The following is a 15,640-nucleotide window of genomic DNA, read 5'->3' on the forward strand; positions in this document are numbered from 1 at the left end:
CGTCCTCACCCCGCTGACGCCCCACCCGGCCGCACAAGCCCCGACTCATAAGCCACAATCACCAACTGCGCCCGATCCCGCGCCCCCAACTTCCCCATGATCCGGCTCACATGCGTCTTCGCCGTCAGCGGCGACAACCCCAACGCCTCCGCGATCTCCGTGTTGTTCAGGCCCCGCGCCACCAGCGAAAGCACCTCCCGCTCCCGCTCGGAGAGGCCCTCGGGCCCGCCCGCGGCAAGCCCCGCCGGAGCCGACGGCGCCCGCAGCACGCGGGCGATAAGGCGGGACGTCGGGCCCGGCGACAGCAGGGACTCCCCCGCCGCCACCGTCCGGATCGCCTCAAGGAGTTCCGCCGGCTTCGTGTCCTTGACCAGGAAGCCCGACGCCCCCGCCCGCAGCGCGTCGACGACGTGCTCATCGGTGTCGTACGTCGTCAGCATCAGCACCTTCACACCCGCCAGGTCCTCGTCCTTGGCCAGCAGGCGCGTCGCCTCGATGCCGTCCAGGTCCGGCATGCGGATGTCCATGACGATGAGATCGGCCCGCTCGGAGCGGGCCAGATCGACCGCCGCACGCCCCGTCTCCGCCTGCCCGACCACCTCCATGTCCGGCGCCGACTCCACGAGCAGCGCGAACGCCGCCCGTACGAGCGTCTGATCGTCGGCGAGCAGCACACGGATCGTCATCGGAGGCCTCCCACGGGCACCAGGGGCAGTACGGCGTCCACCATGAAACCGCCCTCGTCCCGAGGCCCCGCCTCCAGGGTGCCGCCCACGCTGCGGGCCCGCTCGCGCATGCCGACGAGGCCGAAGCCCGGCGTGTGGTCCGGATCGCGTACGGCACGCCCGTCATCCGTGACCGTCACCTTCAGCGCCGCGTCCTCGGTGCGTACGCCGACCCGGATGGTGAGGCCGGGGCCGCCGTGCCGTACGGCGTTGGTGAGGGCCTCCTGGACGATGCGGTACGCGGCTGCGCCCACGGCGGGCGGTGCGTCCGCCGGAGTCTCGCGTACCGAGAGGTCGACCTCCGCGCCGGAGATCCGGGCGGCCGCGGCCAGATCGGTGAGACCGTCGAGACCCGGCAGCGGCCCGCGCTGCTCGTCGGGGTCCGACCTCAACACCTCAAGGGTGGCCCGGAGTTCACCGCGGGCGGACCGGCAGGTCTCCGCGATGTCGTCAAGAGCCTTGGCGACCGCCTTGCGGTCGAGCCGCTCCGGATCGGCGGCCAGGACGTGCGCCGCGACGGAGGTCTGGACGCCGACCAGGGTGATGCTGTGCGCAAGGAGATCGTGCAGATCGCGGGCGACCCGCAGCCGCTCCTCGGCGACGCGCCGCCGCGCCTCTTCCTCGCGTGTACGTTCCGCACGCTCGGCACGTTCCACGACGGAGGCGACATACTGCCGATGGATCCGCACGTACACCCCGAGGAGCAGCACGGCCACGATCCAGCCGGAGATCCGCAGTACTTCCGTGACCTGGTACGGGGCGACGCTCGCGTTGATGGCGAGGGGTACGCCGACGACGGTGAGGCCGGTGAGCAGGGCGCGGCGGGGGCGGCCGGTGGCCGCGACGGTGTAGAGGGCCAGCATCTCCACCGGGACGGCGGCGATGTCGGTGAACTCGGCGGTGTGGTACGGCACTACGAAGGCGGCGACGGCGAGCAGCACCAGCTGAGGGCTGCGCCGCCGCCACACGATGGGGATGTTGGCGGCCATGAGGAGGGCCCACCCGATGGCGTCCGGGCGATGCTCGTCCCGCACGAACGCGGCGAGGAGAGCGGCGAGCAGGGTGACCGCCGCCGCAAGGACGGCGTCGTCCCGCAGGGCCCTGCGGCTGCCGGGGGCCGCGCCGCTGAACGGCAGGATCCCCGCACCGTCGAACCCCTGCGCCGCGTACCGCTCCCCTGAACCGTCCTGAACCTGCGGGCTTTCCACCACCGCTCCATCCTCTCGTACGCCGCTTTCCCCGTGGGGGTTCCTCTGCCCGGAAGCCGGACGGGCTGGAGTCCATCCAGCCCGCCCGGCCCTTTTCCAGGGGCTACGACACCGGAACCGGGGGTGTGTCCGTCTCCTTCGCCACCGCCGAGGGACGCGACAACGCTCCGGGCCACCAGACCTTCCGGCCCAGGGCGACACTCGCGCTCGTCACCAGGTACGTCCGCACGAGGAACGTGTCCAGGAGCACTCCGACCGCGATCACGAACCCCAGCTCGACCAGCTGCACCAGCGGCATGCTGGTGAGCACCGCGAACGTGGCGGCCAGTACGAGCCCGGCCGATGCGATGACCCCGCCCGTCGTGCGCAGCGCGGTCAGGGCGGCGTCGCCCGGCTCCGCCCCGGCCAGGGACTCCTCGCGCATGCGGTGCATCAGGAAGATGCCGTAGTCGACGCCGAGGGCGACGAGGAAGACGAAGGAGAGCAGACCCAGACCGGGATCCGTGCCCTCCAGGCCGAGGAGCGGTTCGAAGACGAGTCCTGCGATGCCGAGCGACGCGCCCCAGACCGCGACCACCGCGGCGAGCAGCAGCAGCGGCGCGACGAGGCTCCGCAGCAGCGCCACGAGGATCAGCAGGACCGCGGCGAGCACCAGCGGCACGACGATGTTCCGGTCACGGGCGTTCGTGTCCTTCAGGTCGATCTGCTGGGCGCTCGCCCCACCGACGTACGAGGAATCCAGATCCGACCGCAGCGTTTCGATGGTCGCGGTCTCGCCCGCCGACTGCGGTGCGGACGATGCGATGACGGAGATCTCCGTCCAGCCCTTCGCGGTACGTCCCTTGGCCGCGCTGTCCACGCCCTTCGTGTCCTGGATCCGGGTGAGCGCGGCGCCCGCGTCCTCGGTGGGCGTCATCACGGTGATCGGCTGACTGCCCAGATCGGGGTAGGCCTTGGCGAGCGTCTCCATGGCGGAGACGGAGTCGGGCGTCTTGGTGAAGGAGTCCTCCTGCTTCAGGGCTCCGGGCAGGTTCAGCGCGCCAAGCGCGAGCGCGCCGAGAAGCACCGCGCCACCGGCGAGGACCGTCAGCGGCCTGCGCCCCGCCGAGCTGCCCATCGCGGAGAAGAGGCTGCGGCGCTGCTTGGGCGTGCTGCCGAACGCGGGAATCAGCGGCCAGAACACCCGGCGGCCGAGGAGGACGAGGATCGCGGGCAGCAGCGTCAGCATCGAGGCGAGCGCGCACAGCACACCCACCGTGCCGAGCGGGCCCATGCCCCGGCTGCTGTTGAGGTCCGCGGCGAGCAGGCAGAGCAGGCCTGCCGCGACCGTGCCGGACGAGGCGAGCACGGCGGGGCCGCAGCCACGCAGGGCGGCCACCATCGCGTCGTAGGGACGCTCGATGCGGCGCAGTTCCTCCCGGTAGCGGGCGACGAGCAGCAATGCGTAGTCGGTGCCCGCGCCGAAGACGAGGATCGTCATCACGCCCGAGCTCTGGCCGGTGACGGCGGTGCCGAACCATTCGTGCAGTCCGTACGCGATGGCCATCGCGAGGTAGTCCGCGAGGCCGGCGACGGCGAGCGGAACCAGCCACAGGAAGGGGCTGCGGTAGATGAGGATCAGGAGGAGCGCGACCACGCCTGCCGTGGTGTAGAGCAGCGGGCCGCCCAGCGAGTCGTAGACCTTGCCCGCGTCGGTGCCGAACGCCCCGTCGCCGCCCACCTCGACGCTCAACCCGCCCTGGCCTTCGGCGACTTCGCGGACGTCCTCGACGAGCGCGTCCCGCTTCTTCTCGTCCTGGCCGGGCTCGGTGCTCGCCACCGGGTACATCAGCGTGGTGCCGTCCTTGGACGGTACGGCGCGGGGCTCGGAGGTCAGTTTATGGGCGCCCTGGATCTCGGCGACCTGGTCCGCCGCGGTCTTGCGGTCGGCGGCGGTCAGACCGCTGTCGCGGTGGTAGACGAGCACCATCTCGGTGGCCTCGCCGCCGGGCAACTGGTCTTCCAGTTCAGCCACTTGGGTGGAGTCGGCGCTTGCGGGGAGGTAGTCGACGACGCGGTCCTGCTGGGTGTCGGCCAGCTTCGCCGCGAAGGGCGCGGCGAGCGCGATGACACCGATCCACAGCACGAGGAACACCCAGGGCACGGCTCGTCGCCGTCGAGCGGTGGTCTGTTCGGCCCGCATGACAGGCCTCCTTCCGGCAGGTTGGCAGGTTCAGCGCCAACCCTCCCGGAATCAGGGGGCCAATCCGTCGGGCCGGAGGGCGAGTTGGGGCGTACACCCCAGGGAGTCAAGGGGAGATAAATACTCCCGGGGGAGTACTGCGCTACGACTGCGTAGTCCGCGCCGCCACCAGAAGTCGGGTCACCTCGTCGGCGCCGATGGTCAGCGCCCCGCCCGTCGTGCCGAGCACCTCGCGCTCGGCGGGGGTGTAAGGCCCGTCGGCGAGGGCGATCCGCGCTCCCTGCAGGAGCAGCGACTCGCGTCCCGCGGGGGCGAGGTGCGGGGCCAGCGGGCCGAGCGCTTCGTGCAGCTCTATGGCCAGACCCGGCACATAGTCCGGCACCGTGGCCCGCCCGGTGTCGGCGGCGAGCGCCTCGACGAGCGCGACGAGCTGTTCCTCGCAGCAGTCGTCGTATCCGGCGGCGCGCAGCGTCGCGACGGCCGCGTCGAGCGTCGTGCGCGACGAGGTGCCGCCGGCGGAGAGGACTGCGAGGACGACCGTGTGCACGGCGTCGCGCACCATCGCGGAGAGCCGGGTGGTCGTGGGATGGCCGAGAACATCCGTACCGAAGTGGTCCTGGCAGGCGGCGCATTCGACGATGGGGCCCGTGGTGCCGCGGGGCAGGACGGGCACGCCGAGGAAGACGAAGCGGCGCCGCCCTGTACGCCGCTGGTAGTTGCGGTCGCCACCGCAGCCGGGGCAGAAGAACTCGCCGTCCCCGACGGTGGTCCAGGCCGTATGCACACCGATCACGCGCCTGCGCAGCGCCCGCGCGCGGGACACGGGCCTGCCGAAGATGCGGGATTCCCGGCCGTTTCGTCCCCGATCTGGCAGCACCACGCACCTCCGTAACGCCCCGGCAACATTGCCTGGTTGGGCGTGATGTTAGCCACATTGTTGATGTGGCGTCAGCACCCTGTGCGAGAGATGGCCGGTAGACGCCGCCGGACGGGCTCACATTGTGAGCCCGTCCGGCGAGGGGAGCGCCCCGAAGGGGCGCGGGGAACTGCGCGACCAGCCACGGCAAAGCCGCAGCCGAAGAGCAGGAGTGCGACTAACGCGCCGCGCGGTTCACCGCGGAGACCGCCGCCTTCAGCGACGCCCGCGTGGTGTTCGCATCGATGCCGATACCCCACAGCACCTTGTCCCCGATGGCGACCTCAATGTACGAGGCGGCGACGGCGGACGCCCCCTCGCTCATCGTGTGCTCCTGGTAGTCAAGCAGGCGTACGTCGATGCCGATGCCCTGCAGCGCCTGGAAGAAGGCCGAGATCGGGCCGTTGCCGGTGCCGGTCAGGACCGTGTCGGCGCCGTCGACCGTGGCCTCCACGGTGAGGGTGTCCGTGCCGTCCTTGTCGGTGGTCGTCTGGCCGTTCTTGACCTGGATGCGGCCCCACGGGTTCTGCGGGTTGGGCAGGTACTCGTCCTGGAAGATGCCCCAGATCGCGTCCGGCGTGACCTCGCCGCCCTCGGTGTCCGTCTTCGTCTGGATGATCTTCGAGAACTCGACCTGCATGCGGCGCGGCAGGTCCAGCTTGTGGTCGTTCTGCAGGACGTAGGCGATACCGCCCTTGCCGGACTGCGAGTTGACGCGGATGACGGCCTCGTAGGAGCGGCCGACGTCCTTGGGGTCGATGGGCAGGTACGGCACGGCCCACTCGATGTCATCGACCGTCTTGCCCTGCTGCTCGGCCCGGACCGCCATGGCCTCGAAGCCCTTCTTGATGGCGTCCTGGTGGGAGCCGGAGAAGGCGGTGTAGACGAGGTCGCCCGCGTACGGGTGACGGGGGTGGACCTCCATCTGGTTGCAGTACTCGGCGGTGCGGCGGATCTCGTCGATGTCGGAGAAGTCGATCTGCGGGTCGACGCCCTGCGAGAACAGGTTCATGCCCAGGGTGACCAGGTCGACGTTGCCGGTGCGCTCGCCCTGCCCGAACAGGCAGCCCTCGATGCGGTCGGCACCGGCCATGATGGCCAGCTCCGCGGCGGCGACGGCGGTGCCGCGGTCGTTGTGCGGGTGCACGGACAGGCAGACGTGCTCGCGCCGGGTCAGGTTGCGGGACATCCACTCGAAGCGGTCCGCGTGCGTCGACGGGGTCGAACGCTCCACCGTGGCGGGCAGGTTGAGGATGATCTCGCGGCCCGGACCCGGCTGCCAGACGTCGCAGACGGCCTCGCAGACCTCCAGGGCGAAGTCCAGCTCGGTGTCCGTGAAGATCTCGGGGCTGTACTGGTAGCCGAAGACCGTCTCGGGGCCAAGCAGCTTCTCGGCGTACTCCATGACCAGCCGCGTGCCGTCGACGGCGATCTGCTTGACCGCATCCTTCGAGCCACGGAAGACGACCTCGCGCCAGACGGGTGCGGTCGCGTTGTACAGGTGGACGGTGGCGCGCTTGGCGCCGACCAGCGACTCGACGGTGCGGGAGATCAGCTCTTCGCGGGCCTGCGTCAGGACGGAGATCGTGACGTCGTCCGGGATCGCGCCGTCCTCGATGATCGAGCGTACGAAGTCGAAGTCCGTCTGCCCGGATGAGGGGAAGCCGACCTCGATCTCCTTGTAGCCCATACGGACCAGCAGATCGAACATCTCGCGCTTGCGGGCCGGGGACATCGGGTCGATCAGCGCCTGGTTGCCGTCGCGCAGATCCGTGGAGAGCCAGCGGGGGGCGACCGTGATCCGGTTCTGCGGCCACGTGCGGTCGGGGATGTCGACCTGCTCGTACTGGCCGTACTTGTGGATCGGCATGGACGTGGCGCGCTGGAAATTCGGCTTGATCGCCATAATGCGGGGCTCCTCGGGTGTGTCCTTAAGGACGGCCGACGGTCGCTTTCGCGAGCAACACCGAACTCCGCGGGGAGGGGGTCGGCCTCGACTACAGGCCCTCGCCGCGGCAGCTAAGGAGAAGCAGCCCGTAACGCATGATGCTCCGCAGCCTAGCCGAGCCGCGCTGTGTGCGCGGATGCGTATCAGTATGCGGGATCACCATCAGGTAACGGGGTAGAGGTGATCAATCCCTCTATTTCACTAATCATGGTTGCAGGTAGTGACAGCGGCATGACCCAGTGCCACATTGCGCCCATGACCGCCAATCCAGGCTTCGAGCCTGTCTTCTGCACCATCATTCCGCCCCACGTGCTCGACACTCTGGCCCAGAGTGACGACGCCTCGCTCGCCGGACCCGCCCGCCGCACCCTGGAGCGGGACGCCATCGAGCGCACCCACCGCCGGCTGACCACGGTCATCGGCGCCCCCTCCGTCACGCCGCCCAAGGAAGCGGCCGAAGGCAAGCCGCACCGCACGATCTACGACGCGAAGCACAAGACCGAGCTGCCGGGCCGCAAGGTCCGCGGCGAGGGCGACAAGCCCGGCAAGGACGCGACCGTCAACCGCGCGTACGCGGGCCTGGGCGCGACCTTCGAGCTGTATCTGAAGTCGTACGCCCGCAACTCCATCGACGGCAGCGGCCTGCCGATGAACGCGACGGTCCACTACGGCGAGAACTACGGGAACGCCTTCTGGAACGGCGAACAGATGGTCTTCGGCGACGGTGACGGCGAGATCTTCCTCGACTTCACCATTCCGGTGGACGTCATCGGCCACGAGCTGACGCACGGCGTCGTCCAGTACACGGCGAACCTCACGTACTTCGGCCAGCCGGGCGCGCTCAACGAGTCCATGGCGGACGTCTTCGGCTCGCTGATCAAGCAGTACACGCTCGGCCAGACCGCGGCCGAGGCCGACTGGCTGATCGGCGCCGGGCTGCTCGCGCCGCGCGTCACGGGCATGGCGCTGCGCTCCATGAAGGCGCCGGGTACGGCGTACGACGACGACGTGCTCGGCAAGGACCCGCAGCCCGCCGACATGGACCACTACGTCCGCACGGGCCGCGACAACGGCGGCGTGCACATCAACTCCGGCATCCCCAACCACGCCTTCTACCTGCTCGCCGAGGCCCTCGGCGGCCACGCGTGGGAGCGGGCAGGACAGATCTGGTACGCCGTCCTGACCGGCGGCGATCTTGCGCAGGACGCGTCCTTCGCGGACTTCGCGAAGCTGACGGTGGCCGCGGCCCGCGACAAGTTCGGCGAGGGCGAGGAGCACGGGGCCGTCCTGAAGGCGTGGTCCCAGGTCGGGGTGCCTACCAACTGACCGCCTCCTGGAGTAGACAGGACCCATGCGTATCCAGGTGAAGCGCACGGGAGGATTCGCGGGCATCGAGCGGCACGCCGAGATCGACACCTCGGGACTGCCCGATGCCCACGAGTGGCACGCCCTGGCCGAAGAGGCCGTGGCCGAGGGCCGGGGCACGCCACCCATAGGGGTGCCGGACGGTTTCAACTACCAGCTCACCGTCGACGGGCGCACGGTGTACTGCTCGGATCCCCGGCTGACGGAGCCGCAGCGGAAGCTGATCTCGCGCGTCCTGAAGGAGGGCTCGTAGCTTGTTCGCAGCACTCTCGTAGAACTTGAGAAGTGTTCATCTTTTCTCGTGTACGCCCATTGACTTCCGTACTGGGCGGTACGGAAGATCGCGCCCATGGCAGCGAGCGATGCGCGCGAACCGATACCTCAGTTCCCCCGCGACTTCCTGTGGGGGGTGTCCACATCGGCCCATCAGATCGAGGGCGCCGTCGACGAACGCGGCCCCTCGGTCTGGGACGCGTTCACGGCGGTGCCGGGCCGGGTGAAGGACGGCACGACGGCCGCCGTCGCCTGCGACCACTACCACCGCTACCGCGAGGACGTGGCGCTCATACGGGAGTTGGGCGTGGGTGCGTACCGCTTCTCGGTGTCGTGGCCGCGGGTGCTTCCGACGGGCGCGGGTGAGGTGAGCGCCGCGGGGCTCGACTTCTACGACCGCCTCGTCGACGAGCTGTGCGCGGCGGGGGTGCGCCCCGTCCCCACCCTCTTCCACTGGGACACCCCGCTGGCCGTGCAGGAGGCCGGCGGCTGGCTGCGGCGCGACACGGCCGAGCGGTTCGCCGATTACGCCGCCGTGGTGGCCGCCCGTATCGGCGACCGCGTCACGAAGTGGATCACCCTCAACGAGCCTGCGGAACACACCCTGTTGGGCCACGCCCTCGGCCAGCACGCCCCCGGCGAGCAGCTGCTCTTCGACGCGCTGCCGGTCGCCCACCACCAGCTCATCGCGCACGGCCTCGCGGTACGGGCGCTGCGCGCGGCGGGCGCGCACGACATAGGCATCGCCAACTCGCACGGCCCGACCTGGCCCGCATCGGCCGCCGACGAGGACACGGCGGCCGCGGACTTCTACGACGTACTCCTCAACCGCCTCTTCGCCGATCCGCTGCTCCTCGCCCAATACCCGGAGGGAATCGGCGAGTTGATGCCGTCGGACGACCTCGAAGCGGACCTGAAGGTCATCGCGGAGCCGATCGACTGGTACGGCATCAACTTCTATCAGCCGACGAAGGTGGGAGCGCCCCTGCCCGGCAGCACGGCCACCGAGTTCTCCGGACTCACGCTCCCGCCCGAACTCCCCTTCTCGCCGAGGGAGATCGAGGGATACCCGGTGACGGACTTCGGCTGGCCGGTGGTCCCGGACGCGCTCACGGAGCTGCTCACCGGCTTCCGCGACCGGTACGGCGACCGGCTCCCGCCTCTCGTCATCACCGAGAACGGCTGCTCGTACGAGGGTCTCGACGACCAGGAGCGCATCAGCTACCTGGACGGCCATCTGCGGGCGCTGCACAGGGCGTTGGAGGCCGGGGTGGATGTCCGCGGCTACTTCGTCTGGTCGCTGATGGACAACTTCGAGTGGGCCGAGGGCTACCGGCAGCGCTTCGGCCTCGTCCATGTCGACTTCGAGAACACAGCCACGCTGGAGCGCACCCCGAAGGCGTCGTACGGCTGGCTGCGCGATGCGCTGCGGGCGCAGCGACCATGACCGCCACCGCGCTGGCGGAGCCGGCGGAGCGGGTCGAACGGGGCTGGACCACTTCCCTGTCGGTCGCCAACGGGGCGATCTGGGTGGGCTGGTACGGCCCGTTGCAGATCCTGCTCGCCGTGCAGGCGGAGGACCTGGCCCCGGCGGGCACGTCGAAGGAGACGGTCCTCGCGTGGGTGACGGGCGTGGGCGCGGTGGTGTCCCTCGCCGCGAACCCGCTCTTCGGCGCGCTCTCGGACCGCACGACGTCCCGCTGGGGGAGGCGCACCCCGTGGATCGTGGCAGGCACGGCAGGCGGCGCGGTCTCCCTCCTCCTGGTCTCCGCGGCGGGCTCCGTCTGGACGATGGCGGCGGGCTGGTGCCTGGTCCAGCTCACCCTGAACGCCGCCTTCGCCGCGGTCACCGCCGCCGTCCCCGACCGGGTGCCGCGCCTTCAACGGGGCTCCGTGGGCGGCTGGTTGGGGGCGGCGCAGCTGCTCGGCGTGGTCGTCGGGACGGGCCTCGCGACGGTGGCGGGCGGGACGGTCGCGGGGTACGCGGCGTGCGCGGTGTTCACCGTGGCGGGCGTGCTGCCCTATGTCGTACGCCATCGGGACCTGCGCCTTGCGGCCGCCGACCGCCCGCCGTGGAACTGGCGGGGCTTCCTCGCGGGCTTCTGGCTGAGCCCGCGCCGCTACCCGGATCTCGGCTGGGCCTGGCTGACCCGCTTCCTGATCAACGTCAGCAACTCGGTGGTGCTGCTCTATCTCCTGTACTTCCTCCGCGACCGCCTGCACCGCTCCGACCCGGAGCAGGGCGTACTGATCCTGACGGCCGTGAACGGCGTGACGATGCTGGCCACGGTCGTGGTGGGCGGCGCCTGGTCGGACCGGGTGGGCCGCCGCAAACCGTTCGTGATCTGGTCGGGCTCCCTGATGGCGGTGGCGACGAGCCTCCTCGCGGTGTGGCAGACCTGGCCGGGCGCGATCGTCGCGGCGGCGGTGCTCGGCATCGGCTTCGGCGTCTTCACGTCGGTGGACTTCGCCCTGATGACGGACGTCCTGCCGAAGGCCCTGGACCGCGGCAAGGACCTCGGCGTCATCAACATCGCCAACTCCCTGCCCCAGGTGGCGGCCCCGGCGATCGCGGCCCCGATCGTGACGTATCTGGGCGGCTACCGGGTCCTGTACCTGGTGGCGGCGGCGGTGGGTCTTGCGGGGGCGCTGCTCGTCACGCGGATCAGAGGGGTGGAGTAGCAGTACCGCCGCCGCCCGCAAGGCCCGAGGTCACGGACGCCTCGGCCGCGCCCGCCTCGTCCCCGGCTGCGAAGGCGAAGTCGCGGAGCATTCCGTGGAGCACCTGGTCCGGGGTGAAGCCGCCCATGATGTAGCCGGCGCGGGCCAGTTCGGCGAGGCCGTGCATCTGGCTGAAGAGCTGGCGCACCAGCAGATCGGGGTCCGCGTCCGCGCGGAAGCGGCCCGCGTCCACGCAGCGGCGGATGGCGTCGCGCGGGGCCCTCAGCACGAACGTACCCATCCGGCGGTCGTCGTCGGAGAGTGCGAAGCCGGTGACCACCGAGCTGCCGAACATCACGGCGTAGACATCCGGTTCGGCGCGCGCGAACTCCTGGTAGACGCGGCAGAGTCCGGCGAGTTCGACGACGGGGTCGGCGCCCTGCTCGATGGCGGCGGCGCGGGCATGGAACCGCACGAAGCCCTCCCGGATGACCTCGCGCACCAGCTCGGGCATCGACCCGAAGTGGGTGTAGACGGCCATCGTCGAGGCCCCGACCGCCTTGACCAGGCGGCGGGCGCTGAGCGCGGCGGGGCCCTGCTCGGCGATGACGCGGGCGGCCTCGTCGAGGAGACGGCGCCGGACGTCGGCCGATTCCCGCGGCGTTTCCTGCTTTCCGGTTGACACGGGGAGCAGCATAACGCTGTTATAGCCATAACAGCGTTATGCGCATGGGGGACGGGACACGGAGCGCGGAAGGGGCTCGGGATGTTCGCACGGGGAATGCGGGGACGGCTGGTTCGGTTGCCGGAAGCAGCCGGGAACGACAGCGGGCTGACCGGGCCGCAGCGGGAGAACGGGGGTCCTCCGCTGCGGCTCGCGGTCATCGGCGACTCGCTCGCCGCGGGCGTGGGCGCGGCCAGCCACGACGAGGCGCTCAGCGGGCAGCTCGCCCGGACACTGACGGCGATGACGGGACGCACCGTCTCCTGGCGGGTGTCGGCGAAGGCCGGGGCGACGGTACCGGTGGTGCGGCGTGGCCTGCTGCCGGGCCTGACCGACCCGATGACCCGCTGGCGGCCCGACCTCGTCCTGGTGGCCGCGGGGTCGAACGACGCGCTGCGGATGCGCCGCCCGCGGGCGTTCCGCCACGACGTGGAGAGGCTGATCAGGGACGTACGACTGCGTCTCGGCGAGGACGTCCCGATGGTCTTCGCGGGCCTGCCCCCGATGAACCGCGTAGCCGCGCTGCCCCGCCCGGCGCGGGGCCCGCTGGACGTCTATGTCCGGCTCCTGGACCGCCAGTTGAGGACGGTGGCCCGCCGCACCCCGGCGGTCTTCCACCTGCCGACGGGCGGACCGCCGAAGATCGCGGGCGAGTGGTTCGCGGCCGACCGCCTGCACCCGTCGCCGGACGGCTACCGGGTGTGGGCGCGGGAACTGGCCGTGGGCCTTGCGACCCTGACGGAAGCGGGTCCGGCACCGGCCTGAGCGCTCCGCGAACGCGTCAGAAGCCCAGCTTCCGCAGCTGCCTCGGGTCCCGCTGCCAGTCCTTGGCCACCTTCACGTGCAGGTCCAGGAAGACGGGTGTGCCGAGGAGTGCCTCGATCTGCTTGCGGGACTTGATGCCGACGTCCTTGAGGCGCTTGCCCTTCGGGCCGATGATGATGCCCTTCTGGCTGGGGCGCTCGATGTAGACGAAGGCGTGGATGTCGAGCAGCGGCTTGTCGGCGGGGCGGTCCTCGCGCGGCAGCATCTCCTCCACCACGACGGCGATGGAATGCGGCAGCTCGTCCCGTACGCCCTCCAGCGCGGCCTCACGGATCAGCTCGGCGACCATGACCTGCTCGGGCTCGTCGGTGAGGTCGCCCTCGGGATAGAGCGCGGGGCCCTCGGGCAGGAGGGGGACGATCAGGTCGGCGAGGAGGTCGACCTGCTTCTCCCCGACGGCCGACACCGGCACGATCTCGGCCCACTCGAAGCCCAGCTCCTTGCCGAGCTGGTCGATGGCGATGAGCTGCTCGGCGAGGGTCTTGCTGTCGACCAGGTCGGTCTTCGTGACGATCGCGATCTTCGGCGTCTTCTTGATGGAAGCGAGTTCCTTGGCGATGAACCGGTCGCCGGGGCCGAGCTTCTCGTTCGCGGGCAGGCAGAAGCCGATGACGTCGACCTCGGCCCAGGTGGTGCGGACCACGTCGTTGAGGCGCTGGCCAAGGAGCGTGCGCGGCTTGTGCAGGCCGGGGGTGTCCACCAGGATCAGCTGCGCGTCGGGGCGGTGCACGATGCCGCGCACGGTGTGCCGCGTGGTCTGCGGCTGGTCGGCGGTGATCGCCACCTTCTTGCCGACCAGAGCGTTCGTGAGGGTGGACTTGCCCGCGTTGGGGCGGCCCACGAAGCAGGCGAAGCCGGCGCGGTGGTTGGCCGCGGACGGCTCGGATGACTGGGTACGAACGCTCATGGCGCCCATTGTCCCTGATCGACGGAGGCCCGCAGTACGCACGGGCCCCGCCGGCGGCGCGACAGCACCGCGGTGAGCTCCCGGAAACCCCCGCGCAACACGAAACACGGCGGAAACGCGTGGTTGCCCGTTCCGAAACGCGTGCCGGTGACGCTCTCCCCCATGACTTTTCTGGCCGCAGCACAAGGCCCCGACACAGGCGACACCGCCTGGCTGCTCGCGGCCACCGCACTCGTACTCCTCATGACCCCGGGCCTCGCGCTCTTCTACGGCGGCATGGTCCGCACGAAGAGCGTCCTGAACATGCTGCTCATGAGCTTCGTGTCGATCGCCCTGGTCACGGTCGTGTGGCTGGTCGCGGGCTACTCGCTCGCCTTCGGCGACGACGCGTTCGCGGGCCTGATCGGCGGCCTCGACCACCTGGGCATGGCGGGCATCGGCCCGGACACCCTCACCGGAACGGTCCCCACGTTCCTCTTCACGACCTTCCAGCTGACCTTCGCGATCCTCACCACCGCACTGATCAGCGGCGCGATCGCGGACCGCACCAAGTTCGCCGCGTGGCTGGTCTTCGTGCCTCTCTGGGCGCTGCTCGTATACGTTCCCGTGGCGCACTGGGTATGGGGCCCGGACGGCTGGATCTCCAACTCCCTCGGCGCCCTCGACTTCGCGGGCGGCCTGGTCGTCGAGATCGCGTCCGGCGCCTCCGGTCTGGCCCTCGTCCTGGTGATCGGCCCGCGCATCGGCTTCAAGAAGGACGCGATGCGCCCGCACAACCTGCCGATGGTCCTGATGGGCGCGGGCCTGCTCTGGTTCGGCTGGCTCGGCTTCAACGGCGGCTCGGCACTCGGCGCGAACGGCATCGCCGCGGCCGCCCTCCTCAACACGCTGCTCGCCGGCTGCACGGGCCTGCTCGGCTGGCTCTTCGTGGAGCAGCGGCGCGACGGCCACCCCACCACCTTCGGTGCGGCGTCCGGCGCGGTCGCGGGCCTGGTGGCGATCACCCCGTCGTGCGGGGTCGTCGGCATCCTGGGCGCAGCGATGATCGGCCTGGCGGCGGGCGTGGTCTGCTCGTACGCCGTCGCCTGGAAGTTCCGCTTCGACTACGACGACTCGCTGGACGTCGTCGGCGTCCACCTGGTCGGCGGCGTGATCGGCACGCTCCTGATCGGCCTGTTCGCGACGGCCACGATGACGGACGGCGCGGAGGGCCTCTTCTACGGCGGCGGGCTCGCCCAACTGGGCAAGCAGACGGTGGCGGTCCTCGCGGTGGCGGCGTACACCTTCGCCGTGACGTACAGCATCGGCAAGGCGATCGACAAGCTGATGGGCTTCCGTGCGAGCGCCGAGGACGAGTTGACGGGCCTCGACCAGACGCACCACGCGGAGACGGCCTACGATCACGGCGTCCTGGTCGGCCCCATGAAGGGCAGCACCGTCCCGCACCACCCGAAGGGAAACACCGTCGCATGAAGCTCGTGACCGCGGTCATCAAGCCGTTCCGCCTGGACGAGGTGAAGACGGCGCTGCAGGAACTGGGCGTGCTGGGCCTCACCGTCACCGAGGCGAGCGGGTACGGACGCCAGCGGGGTCACACGGAGGTGTACCGGGGCGCGGAGTACCAGGTGGACCTGGTGCCGAAGGTGCGGATCGAGGTCGTCGTCGACGACGTGGACGCCGAGGCGGTCATCGACGCGGTCGTGCGCGCGGCCCGCACCGGGAAGATCGGTGACGGGAAGGTGTGGGCGGTGCCGGTCGACTCCGTCGTACGGGTACGGACCGGTGAGCGGGGCCCGGACGCGGTGTGATTCCCGCCGGTGCGGGACCGGCGGCCACCCGCGCCGGGAGTGGAAAAGCACTGCGGCGGTGACAGTGGTGCGTCGTACTCTTGGCAGTGCAAGGCTGT

Annotated in this window: 14 protein-coding genes; 7 read left to right on the forward strand and 7 right to left on the reverse strand. The window is 70.5% G+C overall.

Features of this window, described 5'->3' with window-relative positions; translation table 11 throughout:
- Nucleotides 1–5: 5 nt before the first annotated feature.
- The 5 genes from AB0O76_RS04320 to leuA all read right to left on the reverse strand — a co-directional run bounded on the left by AB0O76_RS04320 (nucleotide 6) and on the right by leuA (nucleotide 6,937).
- Nucleotides 6–686, reverse strand: a complete 681-nt coding sequence (locus tag AB0O76_RS04320; protein WP_365485272.1) for a response regulator transcription factor — start codon at nucleotides 684–686, stop codon at nucleotides 6–8.
- The gene (locus AB0O76_RS04325) at nucleotides 683–1,864 is read right to left on the reverse strand and encodes a histidine kinase (RefSeq protein WP_365485568.1); all 1,182 of its coding nucleotides are present in this window, start codon (nucleotides 1,862–1,864) and stop codon (nucleotides 683–685) included. Before AB0O76_RS04325 ends, AB0O76_RS04320 begins: the two co-directional genes overlap by 4 nt.
- A 172-nt stretch (nucleotides 1,865–2,036) precedes the next feature.
- A complete protein-coding gene (locus tag AB0O76_RS04330) occupies nucleotides 2,037–4,115 on the reverse strand; it encodes an MMPL family transporter (protein ID WP_365485274.1) in 2,079 nt (692 codons plus the stop codon).
- Nucleotides 4,116–4,257: 142 nt separating this feature from the next.
- Nucleotides 4,258–4,938, reverse strand: a complete 681-nt coding sequence (locus AB0O76_RS04335) for a TerB family tellurite resistance protein (protein ID WP_365485277.1) — start codon at nucleotides 4,936–4,938, stop codon at nucleotides 4,258–4,260.
- A gap of 271 nt (nucleotides 4,939–5,209) precedes the next feature.
- Nucleotides 5,210–6,937: a 2-isopropylmalate synthase gene (gene leuA, locus AB0O76_RS04340; RefSeq protein WP_365485279.1), complete on the reverse strand. Its 1,728-nt coding sequence runs from the start codon at nucleotides 6,935–6,937 to the stop codon at nucleotides 5,210–5,212.
- A 297-nt stretch (nucleotides 6,938–7,234) separates the two neighbouring features.
- Between leuA and AB0O76_RS04345 the strand changes: the two genes are divergently transcribed.
- From AB0O76_RS04345 to AB0O76_RS04360, 4 genes are all read left to right on the forward strand, one after another.
- Complete coding sequence (locus AB0O76_RS04345; protein ID WP_365485282.1) at nucleotides 7,235–8,305, forward strand: M4 family metallopeptidase; 1,071 nt, start codon at nucleotides 7,235–7,237, stop codon at nucleotides 8,303–8,305.
- A 25-nt stretch (nucleotides 8,306–8,330) separates the two neighbouring features.
- Nucleotides 8,331–8,597, forward strand: a complete 267-nt coding sequence (locus AB0O76_RS04350; protein WP_365485285.1) for a protealysin inhibitor emfourin — start codon at nucleotides 8,331–8,333, stop codon at nucleotides 8,595–8,597.
- 96 nt (nucleotides 8,598–8,693) lie between these two features.
- Nucleotides 8,694–10,064 carry a GH1 family beta-glucosidase gene (locus tag AB0O76_RS04355; protein WP_365485288.1) on the forward strand — a complete coding sequence of 457 codons (1,371 nt, stop codon included), beginning with the start codon at nucleotides 8,694–8,696 and terminating at the stop codon, nucleotides 10,062–10,064.
- The gene (locus AB0O76_RS04360; protein WP_365485291.1) at nucleotides 10,061–11,299 is read left to right on the forward strand and encodes an MFS transporter; all 1,239 of its coding nucleotides are present in this window, start codon (nucleotides 10,061–10,063) and stop codon (nucleotides 11,297–11,299) included. Before AB0O76_RS04355 ends, AB0O76_RS04360 begins: the two co-directional genes overlap by 4 nt.
- Here the strand turns inward: AB0O76_RS04360 and AB0O76_RS04365 are convergent.
- Nucleotides 11,283–11,963 (reverse strand): TetR/AcrR family transcriptional regulator, encoded by a 681-nt coding sequence (locus tag AB0O76_RS04365; RefSeq protein WP_365485293.1) that lies wholly within the window; start codon nucleotides 11,961–11,963, stop codon nucleotides 11,283–11,285. The genes AB0O76_RS04360 and AB0O76_RS04365 overlap by 17 nt on opposite strands.
- A gap of 81 nt (nucleotides 11,964–12,044) precedes the next feature.
- On the opposite strand from AB0O76_RS04365, the gene AB0O76_RS04370 reads away from it, so the two are divergent.
- Nucleotides 12,045–12,767 (forward strand): SGNH/GDSL hydrolase family protein, encoded by a 723-nt coding sequence (locus AB0O76_RS04370; RefSeq protein ID WP_365485295.1) that lies wholly within the window; start codon nucleotides 12,045–12,047, stop codon nucleotides 12,765–12,767.
- Between the two features lie 16 nt (nucleotides 12,768–12,783).
- Here AB0O76_RS04370 and era read toward each other — a convergent pair whose 3' ends face one another.
- Entirely contained in the window at nucleotides 12,784–13,743 is a 960-nt protein-coding gene (gene era, locus AB0O76_RS04375) for a GTPase Era (protein ID WP_365485297.1), read from the reverse strand.
- 153 nt (nucleotides 13,744–13,896) lie between these two features.
- On the opposite strand from era, the gene AB0O76_RS04380 reads away from it, so the two are divergent.
- Both AB0O76_RS04380 and AB0O76_RS04385 read left to right on the forward strand, forming a co-directional pair.
- On the forward strand, nucleotides 13,897–15,207 hold the full coding sequence (locus AB0O76_RS04380; protein WP_365485299.1) for an ammonium transporter: 1,311 nt from the start codon (nucleotides 13,897–13,899) through the stop codon (nucleotides 15,205–15,207).
- The gene (locus tag AB0O76_RS04385; protein ID WP_365485301.1) at nucleotides 15,204–15,542 is read left to right on the forward strand and encodes a P-II family nitrogen regulator; all 339 of its coding nucleotides are present in this window, start codon (nucleotides 15,204–15,206) and stop codon (nucleotides 15,540–15,542) included. Before AB0O76_RS04380 ends, AB0O76_RS04385 begins: the two co-directional genes overlap by 4 nt.
- Nucleotides 15,543–15,640: the final 98 nt, after the last annotated feature.

Source organism: Streptomyces sp. NPDC086554, from assembly GCF_040686095.1.
Lineage (GTDB): Bacteria > Actinomycetota > Actinomycetes > Streptomycetales > Streptomycetaceae > Streptomyces.

What these genes read in the sequence shown, in the direction of transcription:
- AB0O76_RS04355 (WP_365485288.1), top strand. Translation starts at nt 8,694, where the DNA reads ATGGCAGCGAGCGATGCGCGCGAACCGATACCTCAGTTCCCCCGCGAC.
- AB0O76_RS04320 (WP_365485272.1), bottom strand. Translation starts at nt 686, where the DNA reads ATGACGATCCGTGTGCTGCTCGCCGACGATCAGACGCTCGTACGGGCG.
- era (WP_365485297.1), bottom strand. Translation starts at nt 13,743, where the DNA reads ATGGGCGCCATGAGCGTTCGTACCCAGTCATCCGAGCCGTCCGCGGCC.
- AB0O76_RS04360 (WP_365485291.1), top strand. Translation starts at nt 10,061, where the DNA reads ATGACCGCCACCGCGCTGGCGGAGCCGGCGGAGCGGGTCGAACGGGGC.
- AB0O76_RS04345 (WP_365485282.1), top strand. Translation starts at nt 7,235, where the DNA reads ATGACCGCCAATCCAGGCTTCGAGCCTGTCTTCTGCACCATCATTCCG.
- AB0O76_RS04350 (WP_365485285.1), top strand. Translation starts at nt 8,331, where the DNA reads ATGCGTATCCAGGTGAAGCGCACGGGAGGATTCGCGGGCATCGAGCGG.
- AB0O76_RS04380 (WP_365485299.1), top strand. Translation starts at nt 13,897, where the DNA reads ATGACTTTTCTGGCCGCAGCACAAGGCCCCGACACAGGCGACACCGCC.
- AB0O76_RS04330 (WP_365485274.1), bottom strand. Translation starts at nt 4,115, where the DNA reads ATGCGGGCCGAACAGACCACCGCTCGACGGCGACGAGCCGTGCCCTGG.
- leuA (WP_365485279.1), bottom strand. Translation starts at nt 6,937, where the DNA reads ATGGCGATCAAGCCGAATTTCCAGCGCGCCACGTCCATGCCGATCCAC.
- AB0O76_RS04385 (WP_365485301.1), top strand. Translation starts at nt 15,204, where the DNA reads ATGAAGCTCGTGACCGCGGTCATCAAGCCGTTCCGCCTGGACGAGGTG.
- AB0O76_RS04370 (WP_365485295.1), top strand. Translation starts at nt 12,045, where the DNA reads ATGTTCGCACGGGGAATGCGGGGACGGCTGGTTCGGTTGCCGGAAGCA.